Origin of the sequence: Micromonospora sp. NPDC049559 (assembly GCF_040676675.1) — a bacterium.
Lineage (GTDB): Bacteria > Actinomycetota > Actinomycetes > Mycobacteriales > Micromonosporaceae > JBFAPK01.
In genome coordinates this window covers 124,288-143,699 of the sequence record NZ_JBFAPK010000011.1, presented here as the reverse complement: position 1 = coordinate 143,699, position 19,412 = coordinate 124,288, and the positions used below count along the sequence as shown (strand labels likewise).

Here is a 19,412-nt window from a genome sequence, read left to right as displayed (position 1 = left end):
CCGCGCGGGTCACGGCCGGGCGGGGAGCGTATCGGTTGGCAGGCGGCGCTTGTCGGGCTTGCCGGCGGGGGAGACGGGCACCTCGGCGACGACGGCGACGTCGCGGGGGACGCTCGCCTCGCCGAGGCGCTCCCGTACCAGCCGCCGCAGCGCGTCCGGGTCCGGCCGCCGGCCCGGAGCGGGTACGACGAAGGCGTGTGCCGCCTCGCCGGTCTCCTCGTCCGGGACGGCCACCACGTACGCCTCGGCCACGTCCGGGTGGGCGGCCAGGACGCGTTCGATCGGTCCGGCGTACACGAGGTTGGCGTTCACGATGACCACATCCCGGGTACGCCCCAGCAGGTAGAGGTACCCGTCCGCGTCCAGCCGGGCGAGGTCGCGGGTGCGTACCCAGCCGTCGACGAAGACCTCGGCGGTCTCCGTCGGGTCGCCCCAGTAGCCGCTCGCCTGGGCCGGGGTGCGCACGAAGAGTTCCCCCTCGACGCCGGTTGCCACCGGTCGGCCCTCGGCGTCGCGGATCTGCACCTCGACGGCGTCCGGTGGCCGGCCGACCGAGGCGAGGACGTCCGGCACCCGGTCCGCCGGGGTGAGGACGGCCCGGTCGGCCGAGGCGGGGAGGCCCCGGTCCGCCGGGGTGAGGACGGCCGGGTCCGCCGGGGCGGGGGCCGCCAACGAGGAGACGCGCGGGGCGGCGGTCAGCTCCGCCGGGGTCATCATCGAGATCATGCCGGTCTCGGTCTGGCCGTAGCCGTGGTAGACGACCGGTCCGAGCACGGAGATCGCCTCGGCGAGCCGGGTCGGGTCGAGTGGGGAGCCCGAGACCAGCAGGGCGCGCAGCGTGCCCAGGTCGACCGGGTTGGTGCGCTGGATCGCCACCAGCTTCGACAGCCGGGGCACGGTGATCACGCTGGCGGTGGCCCGGTGCCGGACGATCGCGGCGGGGAAGAAGGGCTCCGGCTCCCGGGGCGGCTCGGCGACGACCAGGGTGCCGCCGGCGGCCAGGGTGAGGATGCCGTACTCCAGCATCACCTGGCTGCTGAGCGAGCCGAAGACCAGGTAGCGGTCGAGGTTGGCGGCGAGGGCGCGGACGGCCGGGGGCCACCGGTCCGGGTGGGGCGCCCAGGCGGCACCGAGCGCGGCGTACGTCTGGACGCAGCCCTTCGGGTTGCCGGTGCTGCCGCTGGTGTAGATGACCCGGGCGACGTCGTCCGGTCGTCCGGCGGGCACCGGCGGAACCGGGTCGGGCCGGGCGGCGGTGAGGTCGGCGAGCCCGTCGACCGGGCCGACCGCCAGCAGCGGGAGCCCGGCGGCGGCCGACCGCAGCGCCGGGGTCGCGGTCGACGGGTCGACGACCGCCGCGGCGATCTCCTGGCCGAGCAGGTGCCGCAGCTGGCCGCCGGTCAGCCCGGGGCGTACCCCGGCCACCCGGGCGCCCACCACCTGCGCCGCGACGATGGCGGCGAACGCCTCCGGCGAGACGCCGAGGGCCATGGCGACCCCGTCACCCGGCCCGATCCCCGCGTCCCGCAGGCCGGTGCCGATCCGGGCGATCAGCTCGGCCATCTCGTCGGCGGTGACGGTACGCGGGCCGTGCTCGAAGACCGGGCGGTCCCGGCCGGCGGCGAGCAGGTCGAGTACGGCCCGCGGGTAGCCCGGTTCAGCGGGCGCCATCGGCCAGGCATTCCTTGACGAAGACGGCCAGTGGCTGCTGGTGGACGCCGACCAGGTTCCACTGGTTCTCCAGGTTCTCCGCCAGGTGGTGCACCGCGACCACCGCCCCGTCGCGGTGGTACCGGACGACCGGGTGCAGGTACGTGGCGCGGTGCGCGGCCTCCGCGTCGTTCTCCGCGGGGCGGGGTACGGAGACGTCGAACGGGTCCACGGTGTCGTGGTCCGCCCCGTACTCCAGCGTGACCGCGAAGGCGGGGTCGCCGCCGAGCCCGCCGTCGGCGAGGTACGCCACCGGCACCTCCTCGTGGTGGTACGCGGCCTCCCCGCGTACCGTCACGACGTCGGCGAGCACGCCGAACTGCTGCCAGAGCGCGGACGAGCGGTTGACCCGGGCGATGATCGCGTCGGTGACCGCCTCGGGGGTCGCCTCCAGCCGGGTGGCCGGCCACGCCACGTCGTGGTAGCGGGCGCCGAGGATGCGGTGCAGTGCCCGCGTGCCGTACCGGAAGCCGTGGATGAATCCGCTGGTGGAGCGCTTGAAGTCGCGCTGCTGGGTGAGCGTGCCGGCGAAGTACAGGCCGGGCACGGAGGTCGACTCGTAGGCCGGCGTCTGCTCGGGGAAGCGGTCGTCGATGACCAGCCGGGGCCGGCAGCTGTCGTCGAAGATGCCCGCGTCGAAGCGGAAGCCGGTACAGGCGATCACCCGGTCGTACTCGATCTCCCGGATCGCCTCGACCGTGCGGGCGTACCGGAACCGGACGAGGTAGCCGCCCTCGGGGCGGCGGTGGATGCTCTCGACCGTGCCGTCGAGCACCGCGTTCTGCGACTTCAACTGGTACGTGTCGAGGAAGTTGTTGTTCACGGCCCGCAGGTGCCCGACGTAGTGCGACTGCCAGGCGAACCGGACCGAGTGCGGCCCGGCCACGTGCACGACGGCGGCGGTCTCCACCAGCGCGTCGGCCGTCTCGAACCCGGAGTTGCCCTTGCCGATGATCATGACCCGCTGGTTGACGAAGTCGCGCGGGTCGACGCTGACCGTGTCGTACCGCTCGGCGGTCTCGATTCCCTCGATCGCCGGTACGTGCAGCCGCGAGACACCGGTCGCGACCACCAGCCGGCGGCCCCGCCAGCCGCGGCCGTCGGCGTCGAGAACGCGGAACCCGTCGCCGTCGCGGCTGACCCGGACCACCCGGGTCCCGTAGGCCACGCGTACCCCGGTCGCGGCGGCGAAGTCGGCCAGGTAGCGCACCAGGTCGTCGGCGGCCGGGAAGTAGCGCCGGCTGTAGCTGGTGAACAGCGGGGTGGTCTCGTCGCCGAGCAGCGAGTTCCAGTCCATCCGGAGGTTGAACTCGGGATCGTCCGAGCCGGTGTAGACCTTGTTTATGGAGATCAGCGTGCGGTGTCGCGGGTACGTGGTGAAGAACGTCCCCGGTGCGGCCCCGGCCTCCAGTACGACGTAGTCACGACCGTCGCGTTCGAGCAGGGCGGCGAGTTGCAGCCCCGCGGGCCCGGCGCCGATGATCAGGTAATCGTGCGTCATCCGCCGGACGCTAGCGGCCGGTCATCAGAGATAAATCAGATTCGTTCTGAGATTCCGCCGCTACCTTCGCCGGATGACGACCCAGACCGCGACCGGAGCGGCCCACCCCGTCGACCTGGCCCGACCGCTGCGGGTGGCCGACCTGCGCGGGGCCGCGTCCGAGGTCTCCATCGAGATCACCGCCGCGGTGCGGGACCGGGTGCGGCGCTCCCGCGACCACCTGCGGGCGGTCCTCGGCGAGGACCGCCCCGTCTACGGCGCCACCACCGGGTTCGGTGCGCTCGTCGGCTTCGCGGGCCGGGACGACGAGGCCGACCAGTGCGACAACACCCTGGCCCACCTCGGCGCGGGCCACGGCCCGGACCTCGATCCGGCGGTCGTGCGGGCCGCGATGCTGGTCCGGGTCTGGTCGCTCGCCCAGGGGGCGTCCGGCGCCTCGGTACGGGTCGTCGAGGGGCTCGCCGCGATGCTGGCGACGACGTTCGTACCGGCGATGCCGCGCCTCGGCTCGGTCGGGGCCAGCGGCGACCTCATCCCGCTCGCCTACGCCACCCAGTCGCTGCGCGGCCGGGGCTGGGCCTATCTGGACGGGGAGCGCCTGCCGGCGGCCGAGGCGCTGGCCCGGGCCGGCCTGACCCCGCTCGCCCTCGACGGGCGCGACGCGCTGGCGCTGGTCAACGGCACCTCGCTGACCACGGCCGCGACCGCGCTCGCCCTGGACGGCGTCCGCCGCTGCCACCGGGTGGCCGCGCTGCTGACCTGCCTGCTCGTCGACGTGCTCGGGTGCGATCCCGGCCAGTTCCTGCACCCCCGGCTGCTGGCCGCGTACGCCCACCCCGGCGCCGTCGACCTCGCCGCCCGGATGCGCGGGTACCTGGCCGGCGCGGTGCCGTCGGGCGGGCGTCCGCTCCAGGAGGCGTACAGCATCCGCTGCACCCCGCAGCTGCTCGGTGCGGCCGAGGGGGCGCTGCGGTACGTCGACGGCGTGGTGGAGGCGGACCTGCGCGGCGTGAGCGACAACCCGTTGTTCTTCCCGGACGACGACCTGGTGCTGCACGGCGGCAACTTCTTCGGCCAGCCCGCGGCCTTCGCCGCCGACGTGCTGGCGACCGTGACCGCGCAGCTGGGCAACCTCGTCGAGCGGCAGCTGGACCTGCTGGTCGACCCGGCGCGCAACGGCGGGCTGCCGCCCATGCTGGCCGCCGGTCCGGGGCGGCAGCACGGGCTGCAGGGCGTGCAGCTGGCGTCGACCGCGCTGGTCGCGGAGATCCGGCGCAACGCCACGCCCGCGAGCATGCAGAGCCTGCCGACAAACCTGCACAACCAGGACGTGGTGCCGTTCGGCACCCAGGCCGCGCTGCGCGCCGTGGACCAGGCCCGGCTGCTCCGGCTGATCTGCGGCTCGCTCGCGGTCGGGCTGCGGCAGGCCGTGCACGTCGGCGCGCGTACCCCGACCGCCCCCGCCTGCGCCGCGGTGCTGGACCGGCTCGTCGAGGCGGTACCGGCGATCGACCCGGACCGGCCGCTCGACGCGGACGTGGTTCGCGCCGCCGACCTGCTTGACCAGTTGGTCGAGCCGGCGTAGCCGCCGCCGGCGCGCCCCGGGCGAGGCCCGCGAGCGTTCCCGCCGGGCCGCGGATTGATTTTTCTCTGAATTCTGCTTCGTACGTTCCTCCGCGTGACCGCAGAGACGCTCGACTATCTGATCATCGGGGCGGGTCCGGCCGGGCTGCAGCTCGCGGCCCTGCTGGAACGGGACGGCCGGCGGGACTACCTGGTGCTGGAGTCGGCCGAGATCCCCGGCGCCTTCTTCGCCCGCTACCCGCGGCACCGTCAGCTGATCTCCATCAACAAGCCGCACACCGGCTCCGACGACCCGGAACTCAACCTGCGGCTGGACTGGAACTCGCTGCTCAGCGACGATCCGGCGCTGCGGTTCACCCGGTACACCGAGCGCTACTTCCCGCAGGCGGACGTGATGCTGCGGTACCTGGCGGACTTCGCGGCGGCCACCGGCGCGCGGGTCCGGTACGGCAGCCGGGTGGTGCGGGTCGCCCGGGCCGCGGACGGCGGCTTCGAGGTCACCGACCAGACGGGTACGACCCGCCGGGCGCGCCGGGTCGTCGTGGCGACCGGCGTCTCCCAGCCGTACGTCGCCCCGATCCCCGGCATCGAGCACGCGGATCGGTACGACGAGATGTCGGTCGACCCGCGCGACTTCCTCGACCAGCGGGTGCTGATCATCGGCAAGGGCAACTCCGCGTTCGAGACGGCGGACAACCTGATGGAGACCACCACGCTGGTGCACGTGGCGGGGCCGAGTTCGATCCGGATGGCGTGGCGCACCCACTACGTCGGGCACCTGCGGGCGGTGAACAACAACTTCCTCGACACGTACCAGCTCAAGTCGGCCAACGCGATCCTCGACGGCAACGTCCGGCGGATCGAGCGGGACGCGGACGGCTACCGGGTGACCTTCAGCTTCTCCCGGGTGGACGAGGTCACCAAGGAGCTGCGCTACGACCGGGTGCTGGCCTGCACCGGCTTCCGGTTCGACCCGTCGATCTTCGACGACGGCTGTCGCCCGGCGCTGGTGATCAACGACCGGTTCCCCGCCCAGACCGCCGAGTGGGAGTCGGTGAACGTGCCGGGCCTGTACTTCGCCGGCACGCTCTCCCAGGAGCGGGACTTCAAGAGGTCGACCAACGGGTTCATCCACGGTTTCCGGTACGCGGTGCGGGCCCTGCACCGCATCCTCGAACGGCGGTACCACGACACCCCCTGGCCGGCCGAGAAGCTCGACGCCACCGCCGAGTCGGCGGCCGACGCGATCATCGAGCGGGTCAACCGCAGCTCCGGCCTCTGGCAGCAGTTCGGGGTGCTCGCCGACGTGGTGACGGTGGCCGGCACGGACGCCCGCTACCACGAGGAGGTGCCGGTCGAGTACTTCGCCGGGACCGGGCTCGCCGCCGCGGACCACCCGGTCGAGCACGCCTTCGTCGTCACGCTGGAGTACGGCCCCGACCACGACCGGGTCGACCCGTTCGACATCTCGGTGGGGCGGATCGCCCAGGACGTGGTCGGCCAGGCGCACGACGCGGCGTACCTGCATCCGGTGGTCCGGTACCACCGCGACGGCCGGGTGCTCGCGGTCCACCACCTCGCGGAGAACCTGGAGAACCGGTGGGACCGGCCGGACGTGCACCGGGCGCCGCTGGTCGCGTTCCTGGACCGCTGCCTAGACGGCACCGTGGGCTGACCATGCCCGCGGTGACGGATCAGGCGGGCCCGCGCCGCAATCCCACGGCCGGCGCGGGCCCCCTGGTCAACCTCCGGGACCTGTGGCAGGAGGCCCGCGAGCGGCTCGATCCGGTCCACCGGGACTTCTTCGCCGGTGGTTCCGGCGACGAGCGCACCCTGCGCGACAACGAGGCGGCCTTCGACCGGTACCGGATCCTGCCCCGGGTGCTGCGCGGCGGGGGCGACCGCGACCTGCGCACCGAACTGCTCGGGGACGCGCTCTCCATGCCGGTGCTGGTCTCCCCGACCGCCTTCCACCGGCTGGCCCACCCGGACGGGGAGCTGGCGTGCGCCCGGGCGGTCGCGGCCGCCGACACCGTGATGGTGGTGAGCATGGCGGCCACCACCGCGGTCGAGGCGGTCGCCGGGGCGACGGACGCGGCCGGCCGGCCGCCGCGCCTCTGGTTCCAGCTCTACCCGCAGCCGGACCTCGGCTTCACCGAGTCGCTGCTCAGACGGGTGGAGGACGCCGGCTGCCGGGCCCTGGTCGTCACCGTCGACTCGCCGGTCTTCGGGCGCCGCGAGCGGGACCTGCGCAACGGCTTCCTCGACCTGCCGCCCGGCCTGCGCTGCGAGAACATGCGGGACCCGGAGACCGGGCGGGTCCGGGACATCGTCATGGACGCCGACCTCGACTGGGCGCGCGTCGGCTGGCTGCGCGAGCGGACCCGACTGCCCATCGTGCTCAAGGGAGTCCTCCACCCGGCCGACGCCGAGCTCGCCGTCGCGTACGGGGCCGACGCCGTGCTCGTCTCCAACCACGGCGGGCGGCAACTGGACGGCGTACCGGCCAGCGTCGACGCGCTGCCGGCGGTCGTCGACGCGGTGCGGGGGCGGATACCGGTCCTACTCGACGGCGGGGTCCGCCGCGGCACGGACGTCCTCACGGCGCTGGCGCTCGGCGCCGCCGCGGTCGGGATCGGCCGACCGGCCCTCTGGGGGCTCGCGGCGCGGGGCGAGTCCGGGGTACGCCAGGTGCTCGACCTGCTCCGCGCCGACCTCGCCCGGGCGATGGCGCTCGCCGGCGCGGTCCGCCCCGCCGACCTCACCCCGGACATGATCACGCGGGTGCCGCGATGAGCGTGCCGCTCGTGCTCCTCCGCATCACGCGGGTGCCGCGATGAGCGCGCCGCTCGTGCTTCTCAGCACCGTGGTGGCCGTCCTCGCGGTGGCGTGGACCCTGCCCCGGTGGCTGCCGCCGGCGGTGGTCCGGCTCCGGGAACGGATCTTCACGCGGGTGAACGGCGCCGAGGGGATCCCGGTGCCGGGACCCCTGGTCGGCCCCGAGCACTTCGAACGGGTCTACGCGCACCCGGCCGCCGACGGGCGCAGCCGTGGCGCCGGCCTCTCCGACCTGTTCTGGTACTGGCTGGCGCCCGGCCCGCAGATGCACCAGGAGCACCTGGAGCCGGGCGAGCGGTACCGGGCGGTGGCCCGTACGACCCGACGGGTGCTCGCGGTGCCGCACGCCCGGTCGACCGAGTTGGCCGGCGCGGCGGCCCGACGCGTCCTCGACGAGCTGCCGGCCGGCCGGACCAGCCGGGTACGGCTGCGCGACCTGATGATGCCGATCTGGGCCGAGGTCTACCACGAACTCGTCTTCGGCGAGGCGTGCCCGCCCGACGCCCGGGCGCTGATCGTGGCCAACGCCGACGACGTGGTCACCGCGCTGAAGTGCTGCGGGCTGCGGCACCTGGACCGACGGGAGCGGCTCACCCGCTACCTGCGCGCCCGGGTCGAGGCCGGTACCGCGCCGGTCACCCTGCCGGAGCCGTTCACCGCCGAGGAGACGGCCTGGTACCTGCAGGGCGCCTTCTTCAACACCGCCGTGGTCCAGATGTCCGAGGCGATGGCGCACCTCCTGCTCGCCGTCGCGCAGCACCCGCCGACCCGGCGCGAGCTGCTCGCCACCCTGGACGACCTGGACGGCGAGGGCGACCGCGTGCTGGACCGGGTGATCGACGAGACGCTGCGGGTGCATCCGCTGTTCGGCGTGGCGCACCGGATCACCTCGGCGCCGATCGAGGTGGACGCGGCGGTCACGCTGCCGGCCGGCTCGGTCCTGCTCTTCAACTACCTCGCCTTCCAGCGCACCGGGCCGGCCGCCGACGACGCGTTCGACCCCACCCGCTGGCTGACCGTACGCCGGGGGGACGCGCACTTCGTCCCGTTCGGCGTCGCGGCCAACCGCGCCTGCCCGGCGCGCGGCGTCGCCCCGGTGATGATGCGCGCGGTCACCCGCGAGGTGCTGCGCCGGTACGCCCTGGTCTCCACCGTGCGGCACACCCGCTCGCTGCCGAACCGCGGACCCTGCTTCCTCGTCCCGGCCGGCGCGCGGCCGCCCGGGCCCGCCCGGCGGTGGCTGATGCGGTGCGGGGACCGCTGGTCCGACGTGGGACGCAGCCTCGTCCAGCTGGTGCTGGGCAGCTGGATGGTGATCGACGCGCGGCGTCAACGACTCTGCGCCCGCTACTTCGAGGAGGTTCGGCCATGACCGAGGCGGGTTCGGCACGGGAAGGTGGTTCGGCATGACCCCGGTTGAGCTGGCACCACGGTTCTTCATCGCCGTCGCGGCGATCCTGCTCTTCTGCCGGGCGGTGACGTGGCTGCTGGACAAGGTGGGTCAGCCGCCGGTGGTGAGCGAGATGCTGGCCGGCGTCCTGCTCGGGCCGTCGCTGCTCGGGCTGCTGGCCCCCGGCGTCCAGGACGCGCTCTTCCCGGAGCAGCTCTACCCCGTGCTGTACGTCGTGGGCCAGGTCGGTCTGGTCATCTTCATGTTCCAGGCCGGATACGCGTTCACGTCGCATCCGATCAACGGGCTGCTCGGCACCGCCGGTACGGTCTCGATCGCCGGCGTCCTCGTGCCGCTCGGCCTCGGCGTGCTGCTGGTCCTCGGCGCGGCGGGGCACGCGCCGGTGGTCGCCGGGGGGACCTCCGTCGGGGTCACCGCGGCCTTCGTCGGCGTCGCCCTCGCCATCACCGCCTTCCCGATGCTCGCCCGGATCATCACCGAACGCGGGCACGCGGGGACCCGGCACGGCTCGCTCGCCCTGGCCAGCGGGGCCCTCGACGACGCGGTCGCCTGGATACTGCTCGCCGTCGTGCTCGCCACCGCCTCGGGCCGGCCCGGCCCGGCGCTCGTCACGGTCGGCGGCGCGATCCTGTTCGGGCTGCTGCTCTGGACGGTGGGCCGGCGGCTGACCAGGGCGCTGGTCCACCACGACGGCCTCGGCGACCAGTCCCGGCTGCTCAGCCTGGTGGCGCTGCTCTTCGCGGTCGCCTGGTACACCGACGAGATCGGCCTGTACGCGGTCTTCGGCGCCTTCTCGATCGGCGCGATCATGCCGCACCACCCCCGTACCGACCGCCTGGTCGCCACCGCCACCCCGGTCTGCCAGATCGTCTTCCTGCCGCTGTTCTTCACCTACTCGGGGCTGCACACGGAGTTCGGGCTCTTCGCCCAGCCGGCGGTGCTGCTCTTCGGCCTCGGGTGCGTCACGGTCGCGATCGTGGGCAAGTTCGGCGCCTGCTGGTCGGCGGCGCGGTTGCGGGGCGAGTCGAAGGGGGTCGCGCTGCGGGTCGGCGCGCTGATGAACGCCCGGGGGTTGATGCAGCTGATCGCCATCAACGTCGGCATGTCGGCGGGAATCGTCAACCCGACGCTCTTCACCGCCCTGGTGCTGGTCGCCCTCGTCACCACGCTGATGACCACGCCGCTGCTGAGCTGGATCGAGCGGCGGGAGGCGAAAAACCCCGTTCCAGGTGACACGCGGGATCCGGTGGTGGCGGTTCAATCCGGAGTCGACCCGGCATAGAGATATCGGTCACAGTCTATGTATCCTGGTCGGTGTGGGATTCTCGACCTGTGCTACAGGCAATCGAGGCCCCGCCGGCCGTACGCCGCCTGCTCCTCGTCGAGGACGACGCGGAACTCGCGGACCTGCTGACCGAGGTGCTGGCCGACGAGGGCTACCTGATCGACGTCGCCCATGACGGCCAGCGCGGCCTGCACCTCGGGCTCACCCGCAACTATGACGTCATGGTGATCGACCGGCTGCTGCCGGCGCTCGACGGGCTCAACCTGCTGACCCGGCTGCGTTCCCGCGCCGTCGGCGCCCGCGCGCTGCTGCTCACCGCCCTCGGTACCGTCGACGACCGGGTCGCCGGCCTGGACGCGGGCGCCGACGACTACATGATCAAGCCGTTCGACCTGGACGAGCTGAGCGCGCGGATCAGGGCGCTCTGCCGGCGTACCTCCGACGGCGCCGACGCCCTGCCGGTCGGCGCCGGTCGCATCGACCTCGGCCTGCGGGACGTCGTACTCCCCGACGGCTCCCGGGTCGCCCTCTCCGCCCGGGAGTTCGAGCTGCTCCGCGTGCTCGCCGTACGCCCCAGGACCGTGCACTCCCGGGCCGAGCTGCGCCGGCGGGTCTTCGACGAGGCCGCCGCCACCTCCATCGTGGACACGTACGTCTACTACCTGCGCCGCAAGCTCGGCCGAACGGTGATCCGTACCGTGCACGGTCTCGGCTACCGGCTCGGTGAGCTGTGAGGGCCCGCCGTTCGGCGCCGGCGGGAATCTCCTGGATCGCGGCCGAGCGCGCGGTGGTCGCCCGGGCCCGCCGGCGCGTCGGCGTACTGGTCGGACTCGCGGTGACCGTCCTGGTCACCTCGGTCGGCGGCGTCTGCTACGGCGTGCTCGTACGCGGCCAGGAGCGCCAGATCGAACGGGAACTCGCCTACACCGCCTCCCAGGGCGACCCCTCCGGCCCACCCGGATGCACCTGGCTCTTCCTGCTCCACGACGGCCGGCTGGTCACCGGCCGGGTGCCCGCGCCGCCCGGCTTCCCCCTCACGGGCGCGCTGGAGACCACCGCCGCCACCCGGACGTCGAGCACCACCGTGATCGAGCGCAACGGCACCGTCTACCACGTCCTCACCCAGCCCCGCGGCGACGACGTGATCCAGGCGATCTTCGACGCGCGGTACCAGCTCGCCGACCGGCGCCACCTGCTCCTCGCCCTCGCCGTCGCCGAACTGGTCGGGCTGCTCGCCGCCATCGCCAGCGGACTGCTGGTGGGCCGGCTCGCCGTCGCGCCCCTCGCCGAGGCGCTCGCGCGGCAGCGCCGGTTCATCACCGACGTCAGCCACGAACTGCGTACGCCCATCGCCCAGGTGCACACCCGGGCCCAGGTGCTCGCCCGGCGCGCCGGCAACGCCGGAGTTCCGGCCGACTACCGTACCGAGCTGGACCGGCTGGTCGGCACCACCCGACGACTCGGCGAGGTCGTCAACGACCTGCTGCTCTCCGCCCGGCTGGCGGCGGTACCGGGCGACCAGCCGGCCACCGCCCCGGTGGACCTGGCGGAACTGGCCGAGACCGCGGTCGTCGCCGAGACCGACCGCGCCGGCGAACAGGGCGTCACGCTCACCCTCGACCGCCCCGACGAGCCGCTGCCGGTGCCGGGGGTGGAGTCGGCGCTGCGCCGGGTGATCAGCGAGCTGTTGACCAACGCGCTGACGCACACGCCCGCCGGCGGGCGGATCGACGTGACCGTGCACCGTCCCGCCGACGGCGACGTCGCCGAACTGGTGGTCGCCGACACCGGCAGCGGCTTCGACCCAGCCGACCGCATCTTCGACCGGTTCCACAGCGGGGTGGGACCGGAGAGGCGGCACGCGGGGCTCGGGCTGGCGCTGCTGCGCGAGGTGGTCACCGGCCACGGCGGCACCATCGACGCCCGCAGCCACCCGGGCCAGGGCGCCCGGTTCGCCGTACGGCTGCCGCTCAGGTCCAGCCCGGCGCCGTCCGTGACCCGGCTCCCCGGGCCGACGACGGTCGACCGCTGAGCCCGCCGGTCCGGTCCCTACGACCTGCCGAACGGGGCCGATCTGCCGGACCGCGCCGATCTGCCGGACCCCGCCGATCTGCCGGACCCCGCCCATGCGCGGCGCGGGTCATGCGCCGCCCTGCTCGGTCAGGAACGCGTCGATCTTCCGCAACTGCTTGCGGGTCAGCCCGAGGTGCGTACGCGGCGCCACGATCAGCGTCGGCGCGAGCCTGGACAGGGCGTCCCGGTCCTGGTCGCGCAGTTCCCACCGGGCGTCGTCGTCGGTCCAGACCAGGGCGCGTCCCTCGTCGCCGACCACCCGCTCGGCGGCGGGCAGCTTCCACCAGGTGGGGCCGACCGGGGCCGCACCGGCCAGCAGCTGGCGCTCGGCGGCGAATTCGGGGCACGGCTGCACCGGAAACTCCGGCAGGCCCAGCAGCTTCGCCAGGTTGGCGGCGTCCCGCTGCCAGGTGGTGTGCCAGCGGATCTCGGCCCGTCCTGACTCGTGCGTCTCGCGGATGAAGTCGACGACCGGGCGGGCGGCCAGGATCGGCCAGTCGACGCCGTCGGCGTTCGCCTCGCCGGTGATCCACTGGTCGGCGGGCCACACACCGCGGTCGGGCTTCCTGCTGACGGCGTTGATCACGCCGTCGATGTCGAGCAGCCACACCGGGGGCAGGGTCATCGGATCTCCTCGCGGCGTCGAACCAGGCGGCGGCTGGCGGTGAACGTGCGGCGACTACTCCGGGTCGGGCATCAGGCCCTGCTCGCGGAGCTGTTGGACGTGCAGCTCGGGCGGCGGTTCCGGGTCCCAGTCGGAGGGCCGTGGCCCCTCCGGGCCGTCCGGGCCCACCCGGATGAAACACTCGACCCGGGTCACCCGGCAGCGGACACCCTTCACCTCGAACTCGTCGGTACGGGGAGCCTCGAACTCCGCTCGGGCCCGGGCGTACGCCGCCTGAATCTCCTCTATCGACGCGTTCTCGTGCGGGATGATGTCGCTGAACCGGGGGAACACCGAGTCGCGGGCGGCCTGCGGCGTCGGGTACGTGGCCGGGGTCTGTGGCTGCCACCTGCCGTCGACCTGCTCACCGATCGTGAAGCCGACCGGAAGAAGCACCACGTTCGGGTGGGTGCCCAACGCCCGGCGGGAATCCTCGCGTACGTCGTCCGGCACCATTCCGGCCTTGTAGAACGCCGGGCTCATCTCCATGCGGAGCAGGCCGGCGGCGAGCCCGGTCGCGGCGGCCGGGTCGATGACGAACCCCTCCACCGGTGACCGCACGTCGCGCGTCCTGCCGGGCGGATAGGGGTCCGGGTCGGAGGGGCGCGGTGGTTCGGGCCCGTCCGGGCCGCTGCGGATGAAGGGCTGCGCCCGGATGATCCGGTACCGCCGACCGTGCACGGTCAGATCGTTGACCACCTCCCAGTCGAGCAGCTCGAACGCCGCCTGGTACTCGTTGCGCGCGGTCTCGTTCTCCGGGGTGTCCGGAGCCTCGCTGAACAGCCGCCGGAAGTGGGAGGCGAGGCTGTCCCGGGCGCCCTGCGGGTAGTCGTCGAGGAGGTTGAGGATCCGCCACCGGCCGTCGACCTCCTCGGCGGCGCCGAAGACCGGCGCTCCCCACATCGTCTTGGGGTAGGCGAGCGACCGGCGTACCGCGTCGTCCTCGGAGACGGCCGAAACGGGGTCGTCCCGATGCTCGATTTTGATCAGTAAATGGTCGGGTACGGGCTCTCCGTGATGGCTCATGAACGCAGTGTCCCTTGTCGCCCGGCTATCCACGCCCATCGCCACCACCACAGCGCTCCACAGTTTTCTCGCGGTTACCAGCTGATCTACACAGGTGGTGGTGTGGTGGACTCCGCGAGAGCGGGGCGGAGCCGGCGCGACGACGTACAGGTGAACGGCCCCGGTGATACCCGGCGGCGGCTGAACCCGCGCCGCCCCGGTCGGTGCGGATCGCTGGGCTCAAAGGCCGCCGGCCGCGTCGTGCACGGCTGGCTGCTGGCCCCGAAACTGCCTGGGGTGATCAACTTTGCCCGTTAGGCTGCCGCCCTCCGCGACCGGCTCCGGTATTGCGTCCGGCGACCTTGCGACGTTGACCGGCTCGTGGTGGTTGGGCTTTCAGCGCTGCCATACTCCGGTATGGTGAACGTATGGCGGTCAAGAAGGTCACTATTACCCTCCCGGAGGAGTTGGTCGAGGCGCTCGGCGCCGCAGCGCGCGAGGACGGCGTTCCGCTGTCGAGGCTGCTCGCGAACGCGGCCGAGGGCGAACTTCGACGGCGGGTCGGGCGGCGGCTGGTCGCGGACTGGCAGGCCGAGCATGGCGCCTTCACCCTGGAGGAGATCGCCGCGGCGCGCGCGGAGATGGCGGCTGCCGACGCCCAGGCGCTCGGCGGGTCGGGCCAGGCGGCGGCGTGAGTGTCCCCTACGTCTACGACGCCGGGGTGCTGCTCGCGATCGACGGCAACGACCGGCGGATGTGGGCGATCCACCACCTCGCCGTGGAGGAGGGCCGGCGGCTGCTCGTCCCCTCCGTAGTCGTGGGACAGGCATGGCGCGATCCTCGCCGACAGGTCCAGCTCGGCCGGTTCCTGCACAGCTGCGAGATTCTTCCGGTCGGTCTCGAGCTGGCGAAGGCGGCCGGCATACTGTGCGGCAAGGCTGGCGCGCACGACGTTGTCGGCGCCACGGTGGTCACCGTTGCTCTGGCCTGCGGCGCCATCGTCTTCACCAGCGATCCCGAGGACATCGCGCAGCTGTCGGCCGCCTCCGACGCCAAGCCAGGGCTGGTCATCCGCCGTATCTGACGGGTTACTTTCCAGACGCGTGAGGCGATGCTCAGGCGGAGATGGCGCGGGCGGCGGCGTACGTGTCGGCGGGCAGCGGGTGCCGCAGCCGCCAGACGATCCGCATCGGCCGGTCGCCGGTGTGCTGCTGGTAGATCATCGGGCCGGCGTACAGGTAGGCCGGCGCGCCGAGGTCACGGTCGGCGACCTTGGTCTCCCGTACGAAGAGGTGCACCGTCGAGCCGCGTTCGGCGTGGTGGATGTAGCGCTGACCGGTCGCCGAGGCCGCCGAGGTGGTGCTCTGCGACTCCCACTGGAAGAGCGTCTCGGTGATGGCCCGGTCGGCGTACATGGTGGTGGGGGAGTAGTGGCGTTCCGACTTGACCAGCGTGACGAAGAAGAGGTCGGCCTGGGCCTCCGGCAGCCACTTCACCCCCTCGCGCAGGGAACCGGGGTTGGGCATGCCGAAGCCGGCACACGCCTCGTTGCGGCTGTACCGGGCGTGCACCCGCAGCGGTACGGCCGCCAACGCCGGCCGGACCGTGACCCGGTGGATCCGGTCCCGGAGCACCTCGGCCACCTGCCGCAACTCCTCGCACCGGGCGGGCTCCGCCCAGAGCCGCACCAACCGCTCCTCCCGGGAGGCCAGTGCAGCGTTCGGCCCCCACAGGTCGAAGTGCAGCATGTCCCAGAGCCGCCCCGGTGCCGGGCGACCACCCGCCGCCACCCGGGCCAGCTCGTCCAGCCGGTCCGGGTCGTCGAGGTGCAGCATGCGCCCGATCGCCCGGCCCAGCTCCCGGTCATGCGGGCCGGGCGTCCGCGTCTCCCACCCGGCGAGGCGCCGCAGTCCGCTCCACCCGCCGACGCCCGCCGACCGATAGACGTCCTCGATCTCCAGCCCGGTCTGGCGCAGGTACTCGGCGAGGCCGACGTCCCCGAGCTGCCGCAGCTCCGCGACGAGACCTCGCCGGGAGGTGGGCAGCGCCGAGCGCAGATTGGCGAGGACCACCTCCTTGGCCACGCGGTCGAGCTGGATGTGGCATCCGCTCGGCAGGCTCGGGAAGTCCTGCTCGACGGCGGCCTCCACGTCCTTGCGGCTCAGCCCGGTGAGCGCCCGCCAGCGCAGGTCGAAGCGGAAGTTGGCGTGCTGGCCGCCGATGAAGTCCAGCACGGTCAGGCAGGGTTTGTCGTCGTCCAGCCGCAGCCCGCGGCCGAGCTGCTGGAGGAAGATGGTGGCGCTCTCGGTGGGGCGCAGCATCAGGATCGTGTCGACCATCGGCAGGTCGACGCCCTCGTTGAACAGGTCGACCGTGAAGAGGACCTTCCGCGTGCCGGTGCGGAACTCGGCGAGCAGCGCCTGGCGCTGGGCCGCGTCGAGCCGGGAGGTCACCGCCGCCGATGGTACGCCGTGGCCGGTGAAGAAGTCGGCCATGAACTCGGCGTGCCCGATGCTGACGCAGAACCCGAGCGCCCGCATCCGGGCCGGGTCCACCGTCTCGCGCACCGCCCGCAGCACCGAGCGCGCCCGGGCGTCGTTGCCGGTGTAGACGCCGTCCAGCTCGGCGGGGTCGTACCCCTGGCCGCGCTTCCACCGCAGCCGCGACAGGTCCACGTCGTCGTGCGACCCGAAGTACTGGAACGGCGCCAGCAACTGCCGTTCCAGCGCCTCCCACAGGTGCAGCTCCACGGCCGCCCGGCCGTCGAACCACCGCCGCACGTCGCCACCGTCGGCCCGGTCCGGGGTCGCCGTCAACCCGAGGAGTACGCGCGGACGAAGCCGCTCCAGCAGCCGCGCGTACGTCGGCGCCTCCGCGTGGTGGAACTCGTCCACGATGACCATGTCGTACGCCTCGGGGTCGATCTCCCGCCGGTGCAGCGACTGGATCGAGGCGAAGACGTGCCGCCAGTGTCGCGGCTCCGCGCCGCCCACGAGCGTCTCGCCGAAGCTGCCGTCGCCCATGACCTGCCGGAACGTCGACCGGCTCTGCCGCAGGATCTGCTCCTGGTGCGCGACGAAGAGCAGCGAGTCGACCTGGCCGCGACGGTACAGCCGGCGGTAGTCCAGCGCGGCGACGACGGTCTTGCCGGTGCCGGTCGCCATCACCACGAGGTTCCGGTGGCGGCCGTGCACCTGTCGTTCGGCGTCCAGGTCGGCCAGGATCTCGGCCTGGTACGGGTACGGCCGCACATCCAGGTTCGCGATCTCCGTGGCGGCGTCCTCGGGGCGCTCGCCGCGCAGCGCCAGCCGGAGCCGGTCCGCGTCCTTGGTGGCGTCGTAGGTCTCGAAGGCCGGGTCGTTCCAGTAGTCCTCGAACGTCGCGGCGAACGTGTCGATGACGTGCGGCTGCTCCAGGTTCGAAACCCGTACGTTCCACTCCACGCCGTCGACCAGGGCCGTCCTCGACAGGTTCGAGGAGCCGACGTACGCCGTACTGGTGCCGTTGTGCCGACGGAACAGCCACGCCTTGGCGTGCAGCCGGGTGGTCCTGGTCTCGTACGAGACCTTGATCTCGGCGCCCAGCTCGGCGAGCCGGTCGAGGGCCCGCTGGTCGGTCGCGCCCAGGTACGTCGTCGTGATCACCCTGAGTCGGCCGCCGCGGGCGATCAGCTCGCGAATCGCCGGCTCCACGATGCGCAGGCCGTACCACTTGATGAACGCGCAGAGCAGGTCGACGCTGTCGGCCGAGGCCATCTCGTGGCCGACCTCGTGCCCGATGCGCGGCTGGTGTCGGCCGTTGACCAGCAGCGCGCCGGTGGCCAGCGGCGTGGTCGGGCGCTGCGGGAAGGTCGGCCGCGCGGGTGGTACGGCCGGCGCGGCGATGGCGTGCAGCATCTGCTCGGCGTCGCTGACCTGGTCCCGTACGGTCGCCGCGTGCGGGCTGCCGGCGGCGATGCTCGCCGCGATCTGGTTGGCCAGCTCGACCTGCCGGTACAGCCGGTCGTCGCCGCCCGGCACGGCCTGGAGGGCGCGGCGGGCCAGGGCGGCGAGGTGCCGGGCGAGAATGTCGGGAGCGTCGGCGGGGTCGAGGTCGGCCCGCTGGATCCGGGCGGGCTCGACGTTTCGGAGCCGATCGGCCAACTCCTCGGTGATCAGGTGCTCGTAGAGACCCCGCTCAAGATCGGTCACGCCACGACCGTAGCCACTCGATCACGTTCCCGCTGTCCCCGGTGCTGGTACGCAGATCGGCCGTCGCCGCCCGGCCCGGTCACGGCTGTCCGCCGGCCGAAGCGGGCGTGGCGCGCCGGAACCCGACCTTCGCCTCGGGGAACGTGTCGCGCAGCGTGGTCAGGGTCGGCTCCGTGTTGCGCCCCCAGATCCTGCGTACCAACCACGTCCGGCCGTCCTGCACCAGGGCGTGCTCGGTGAACCAACGGCTCACCTCGACGCCCGGGTACTGCTCGGCCAGCGCCGCCTGCACCTCCTCCTCGGTGTGATGCTCTCCCGCGAGCGGCCGGAAACGTCCCGGTGACAGTACGCCGCCGATCGAGGCGGCCGGCACCCCACGCTCCACCAGTTTCTCGATCATCAGGCGGACCGCGCGGCGTTTGTTCTCGTCCGGCAGCACCTCGCCGTCGACGACGACGTGGTACCGGGTCCAGTCCCGGTTGTCGGTGCCGCGTCGCTCCTGCTCGACAACCTTGCGACCCACCCGGATCTGGTAGTCGGCCGCCTCGGGCAGCGGGATGACCTGTTGGATGTCGAGCAGGATCCGCCCGTCGATCCGGTACGGGATGAGGCGTACGCAGCGGACGTCCATGCCGTCGAACCGGTTCAGCCAGAGCACGGCGGTGGTCAGCTCGCGCCCGAAGTCCGCCGAGACGAGTAGGATCCGCACGTCGGAGGAGATGATGGGCGCCTCGTCGCTGTCCCCGAGGTCGAGCCAGGCGAGCAGGTCGGTACGGGCATCGAGGTCTTCGTCCGGACGCACCTTGGTCAGATGGGCCTCGTACGCCGCGACAACCTCGTCGAAGCTCAGCGCCGACACCATGGCGGCGTAGCGGAGGGCCTGTAGCTCCATGTGTCCGCCGTCGTCGGTGCGCTTCAGCTCGATGACGACCAGATGCCCCGTCTTGTCGACGGCGAGCAGGTCGATCCTGCGCCGGGAATCCTCCCAGTTGCCGAACTCCTCGGCAATCACGAGCAGGTCCGGGCTCAGCACGCCGATGTCGTCGCGGAGCAGGCGTTGCAGGTTGCTGCGCTCGTAGATGCCGAGCGCGGCGAAGTGGGCGGCGTCATGCCGGCGCAGCCGGTCACCGTCGATCTCGTACAGCGGCACC

The 19,412-nt window shown here is 73.0% G+C and carries 15 protein-coding genes; 9 read left to right on the top strand and 6 right to left on the bottom strand.

Translation table 11 applies throughout. From position 1 onward, the window contains the following. Positions 1–9: 9 nt before the first annotated feature. Complete coding sequence (locus AB0J86_RS15300; RefSeq protein ID WP_363857367.1) at positions 10–1,671, bottom strand: AMP-binding protein; 1,662 nt, start codon at positions 1,669–1,671, stop codon at positions 10–12. Beyond that, positions 1,658–3,211 (bottom strand): NAD(P)-binding domain-containing protein, encoded by a 1,554-nt coding sequence (locus tag AB0J86_RS15295; protein WP_363857366.1) that lies wholly within the window; start codon positions 3,209–3,211, stop codon positions 1,658–1,660. The genes AB0J86_RS15300 and AB0J86_RS15295 overlap by 14 nt, the downstream gene beginning before the upstream one ends. Positions 3,212–3,284: 73 nt before the next feature. On the opposite strand from AB0J86_RS15295, the gene AB0J86_RS15290 reads away from it, so the two are divergent. The 7 genes from AB0J86_RS15290 to AB0J86_RS15260 all read left to right on the top strand — a co-directional run bounded on the left by AB0J86_RS15290 (position 3,285) and on the right by AB0J86_RS15260 (position 12,361). Beyond that, the gene (locus tag AB0J86_RS15290) at positions 3,285–4,796 is read left to right on the top strand and encodes an aromatic amino acid ammonia-lyase (protein WP_363857364.1); all 1,512 of its coding nucleotides are present in this window, start codon (positions 3,285–3,287) and stop codon (positions 4,794–4,796) included. Positions 4,797–4,889: 93 nt separating this feature from the next. Beyond that, complete coding sequence (locus AB0J86_RS15285; protein WP_363857362.1) at positions 4,890–6,470, top strand: NAD(P)-binding domain-containing protein; 1,581 nt, start codon at positions 4,890–4,892, stop codon at positions 6,468–6,470. A gap of 11 nt (positions 6,471–6,481) precedes the next feature. Continuing rightward, a complete protein-coding gene (locus tag AB0J86_RS15280) occupies positions 6,482–7,591 on the top strand; it encodes an alpha-hydroxy acid oxidase (RefSeq protein WP_363857360.1) in 1,110 nt (369 codons plus the stop codon). 40 nt (positions 7,592–7,631) lie between these two features. After that, on the top strand, positions 7,632–9,005 hold the full coding sequence (locus AB0J86_RS15275; RefSeq protein WP_363857358.1) for a cytochrome P450: 1,374 nt from the start codon (positions 7,632–7,634) through the stop codon (positions 9,003–9,005). Positions 9,006–9,039: 34 nt separating this feature from the next. Then, complete coding sequence (locus tag AB0J86_RS15270; RefSeq protein ID WP_363857356.1) at positions 9,040–10,326, top strand: cation:proton antiporter; 1,287 nt, start codon at positions 9,040–9,042, stop codon at positions 10,324–10,326. 50 nt (positions 10,327–10,376) lie between these two features. Next, positions 10,377–11,063, top strand: a complete 687-nt coding sequence (locus AB0J86_RS15265) for a response regulator transcription factor (protein WP_363857354.1) — start codon at positions 10,377–10,379, stop codon at positions 11,061–11,063. Continuing rightward, positions 11,060–12,361, top strand: coding sequence for a HAMP domain-containing sensor histidine kinase (locus tag AB0J86_RS15260; RefSeq protein ID WP_363857352.1), 1,302 nt, complete (start codon positions 11,060–11,062; stop codon positions 12,359–12,361). The genes AB0J86_RS15265 and AB0J86_RS15260 overlap by 4 nt, the downstream gene beginning before the upstream one ends. Before the next feature lie 108 nt (positions 12,362–12,469). Here AB0J86_RS15260 and AB0J86_RS15255 read toward each other — a convergent pair whose 3' ends face one another. Beyond that, a complete protein-coding gene (locus AB0J86_RS15255) occupies positions 12,470–13,027 on the bottom strand; it encodes a hypothetical protein (protein WP_363857350.1) in 558 nt (185 codons plus the stop codon). Between the two features lie 54 nt (positions 13,028–13,081). Then, on the bottom strand, positions 13,082–14,092 hold the full coding sequence (locus AB0J86_RS15250) for a DUF5954 family protein (protein WP_363857349.1): 1,011 nt from the start codon (positions 14,090–14,092) through the stop codon (positions 13,082–13,084). 407 nt (positions 14,093–14,499) lie between these two features. On the opposite strand from AB0J86_RS15250, the gene AB0J86_RS15245 reads away from it, so the two are divergent. Together AB0J86_RS15245 and AB0J86_RS15240 are read left to right on the top strand one after the other, a co-directional pair. Beyond that, positions 14,500–14,766, top strand: a complete 267-nt coding sequence (locus AB0J86_RS15245) for a hypothetical protein (RefSeq protein WP_363857347.1) — start codon at positions 14,500–14,502, stop codon at positions 14,764–14,766. Then, positions 14,763–15,155, top strand: coding sequence for a hypothetical protein (locus AB0J86_RS15240; RefSeq protein WP_363857345.1), 393 nt, complete (start codon positions 14,763–14,765; stop codon positions 15,153–15,155). Before AB0J86_RS15245 ends, AB0J86_RS15240 begins: the two co-directional genes overlap by 4 nt. Before the next feature lie 31 nt (positions 15,156–15,186). Here AB0J86_RS15240 and AB0J86_RS15235 read toward each other — a convergent pair whose 3' ends face one another. Further along, on the bottom strand, positions 15,187–18,261 hold the full coding sequence (locus AB0J86_RS15235) for a DUF3427 domain-containing protein (RefSeq protein WP_363857343.1): 3,075 nt from the start codon (positions 18,259–18,261) through the stop codon (positions 15,187–15,189). Between the two features lie 79 nt (positions 18,262–18,340). Next, on the bottom strand, positions 18,341–19,411 hold the full coding sequence (locus AB0J86_RS15230; protein ID WP_363857341.1) for a hypothetical protein: 1,071 nt from the start codon (positions 19,409–19,411) through the stop codon (positions 18,341–18,343). Position 19,412: the final 1 nt, after the last annotated feature.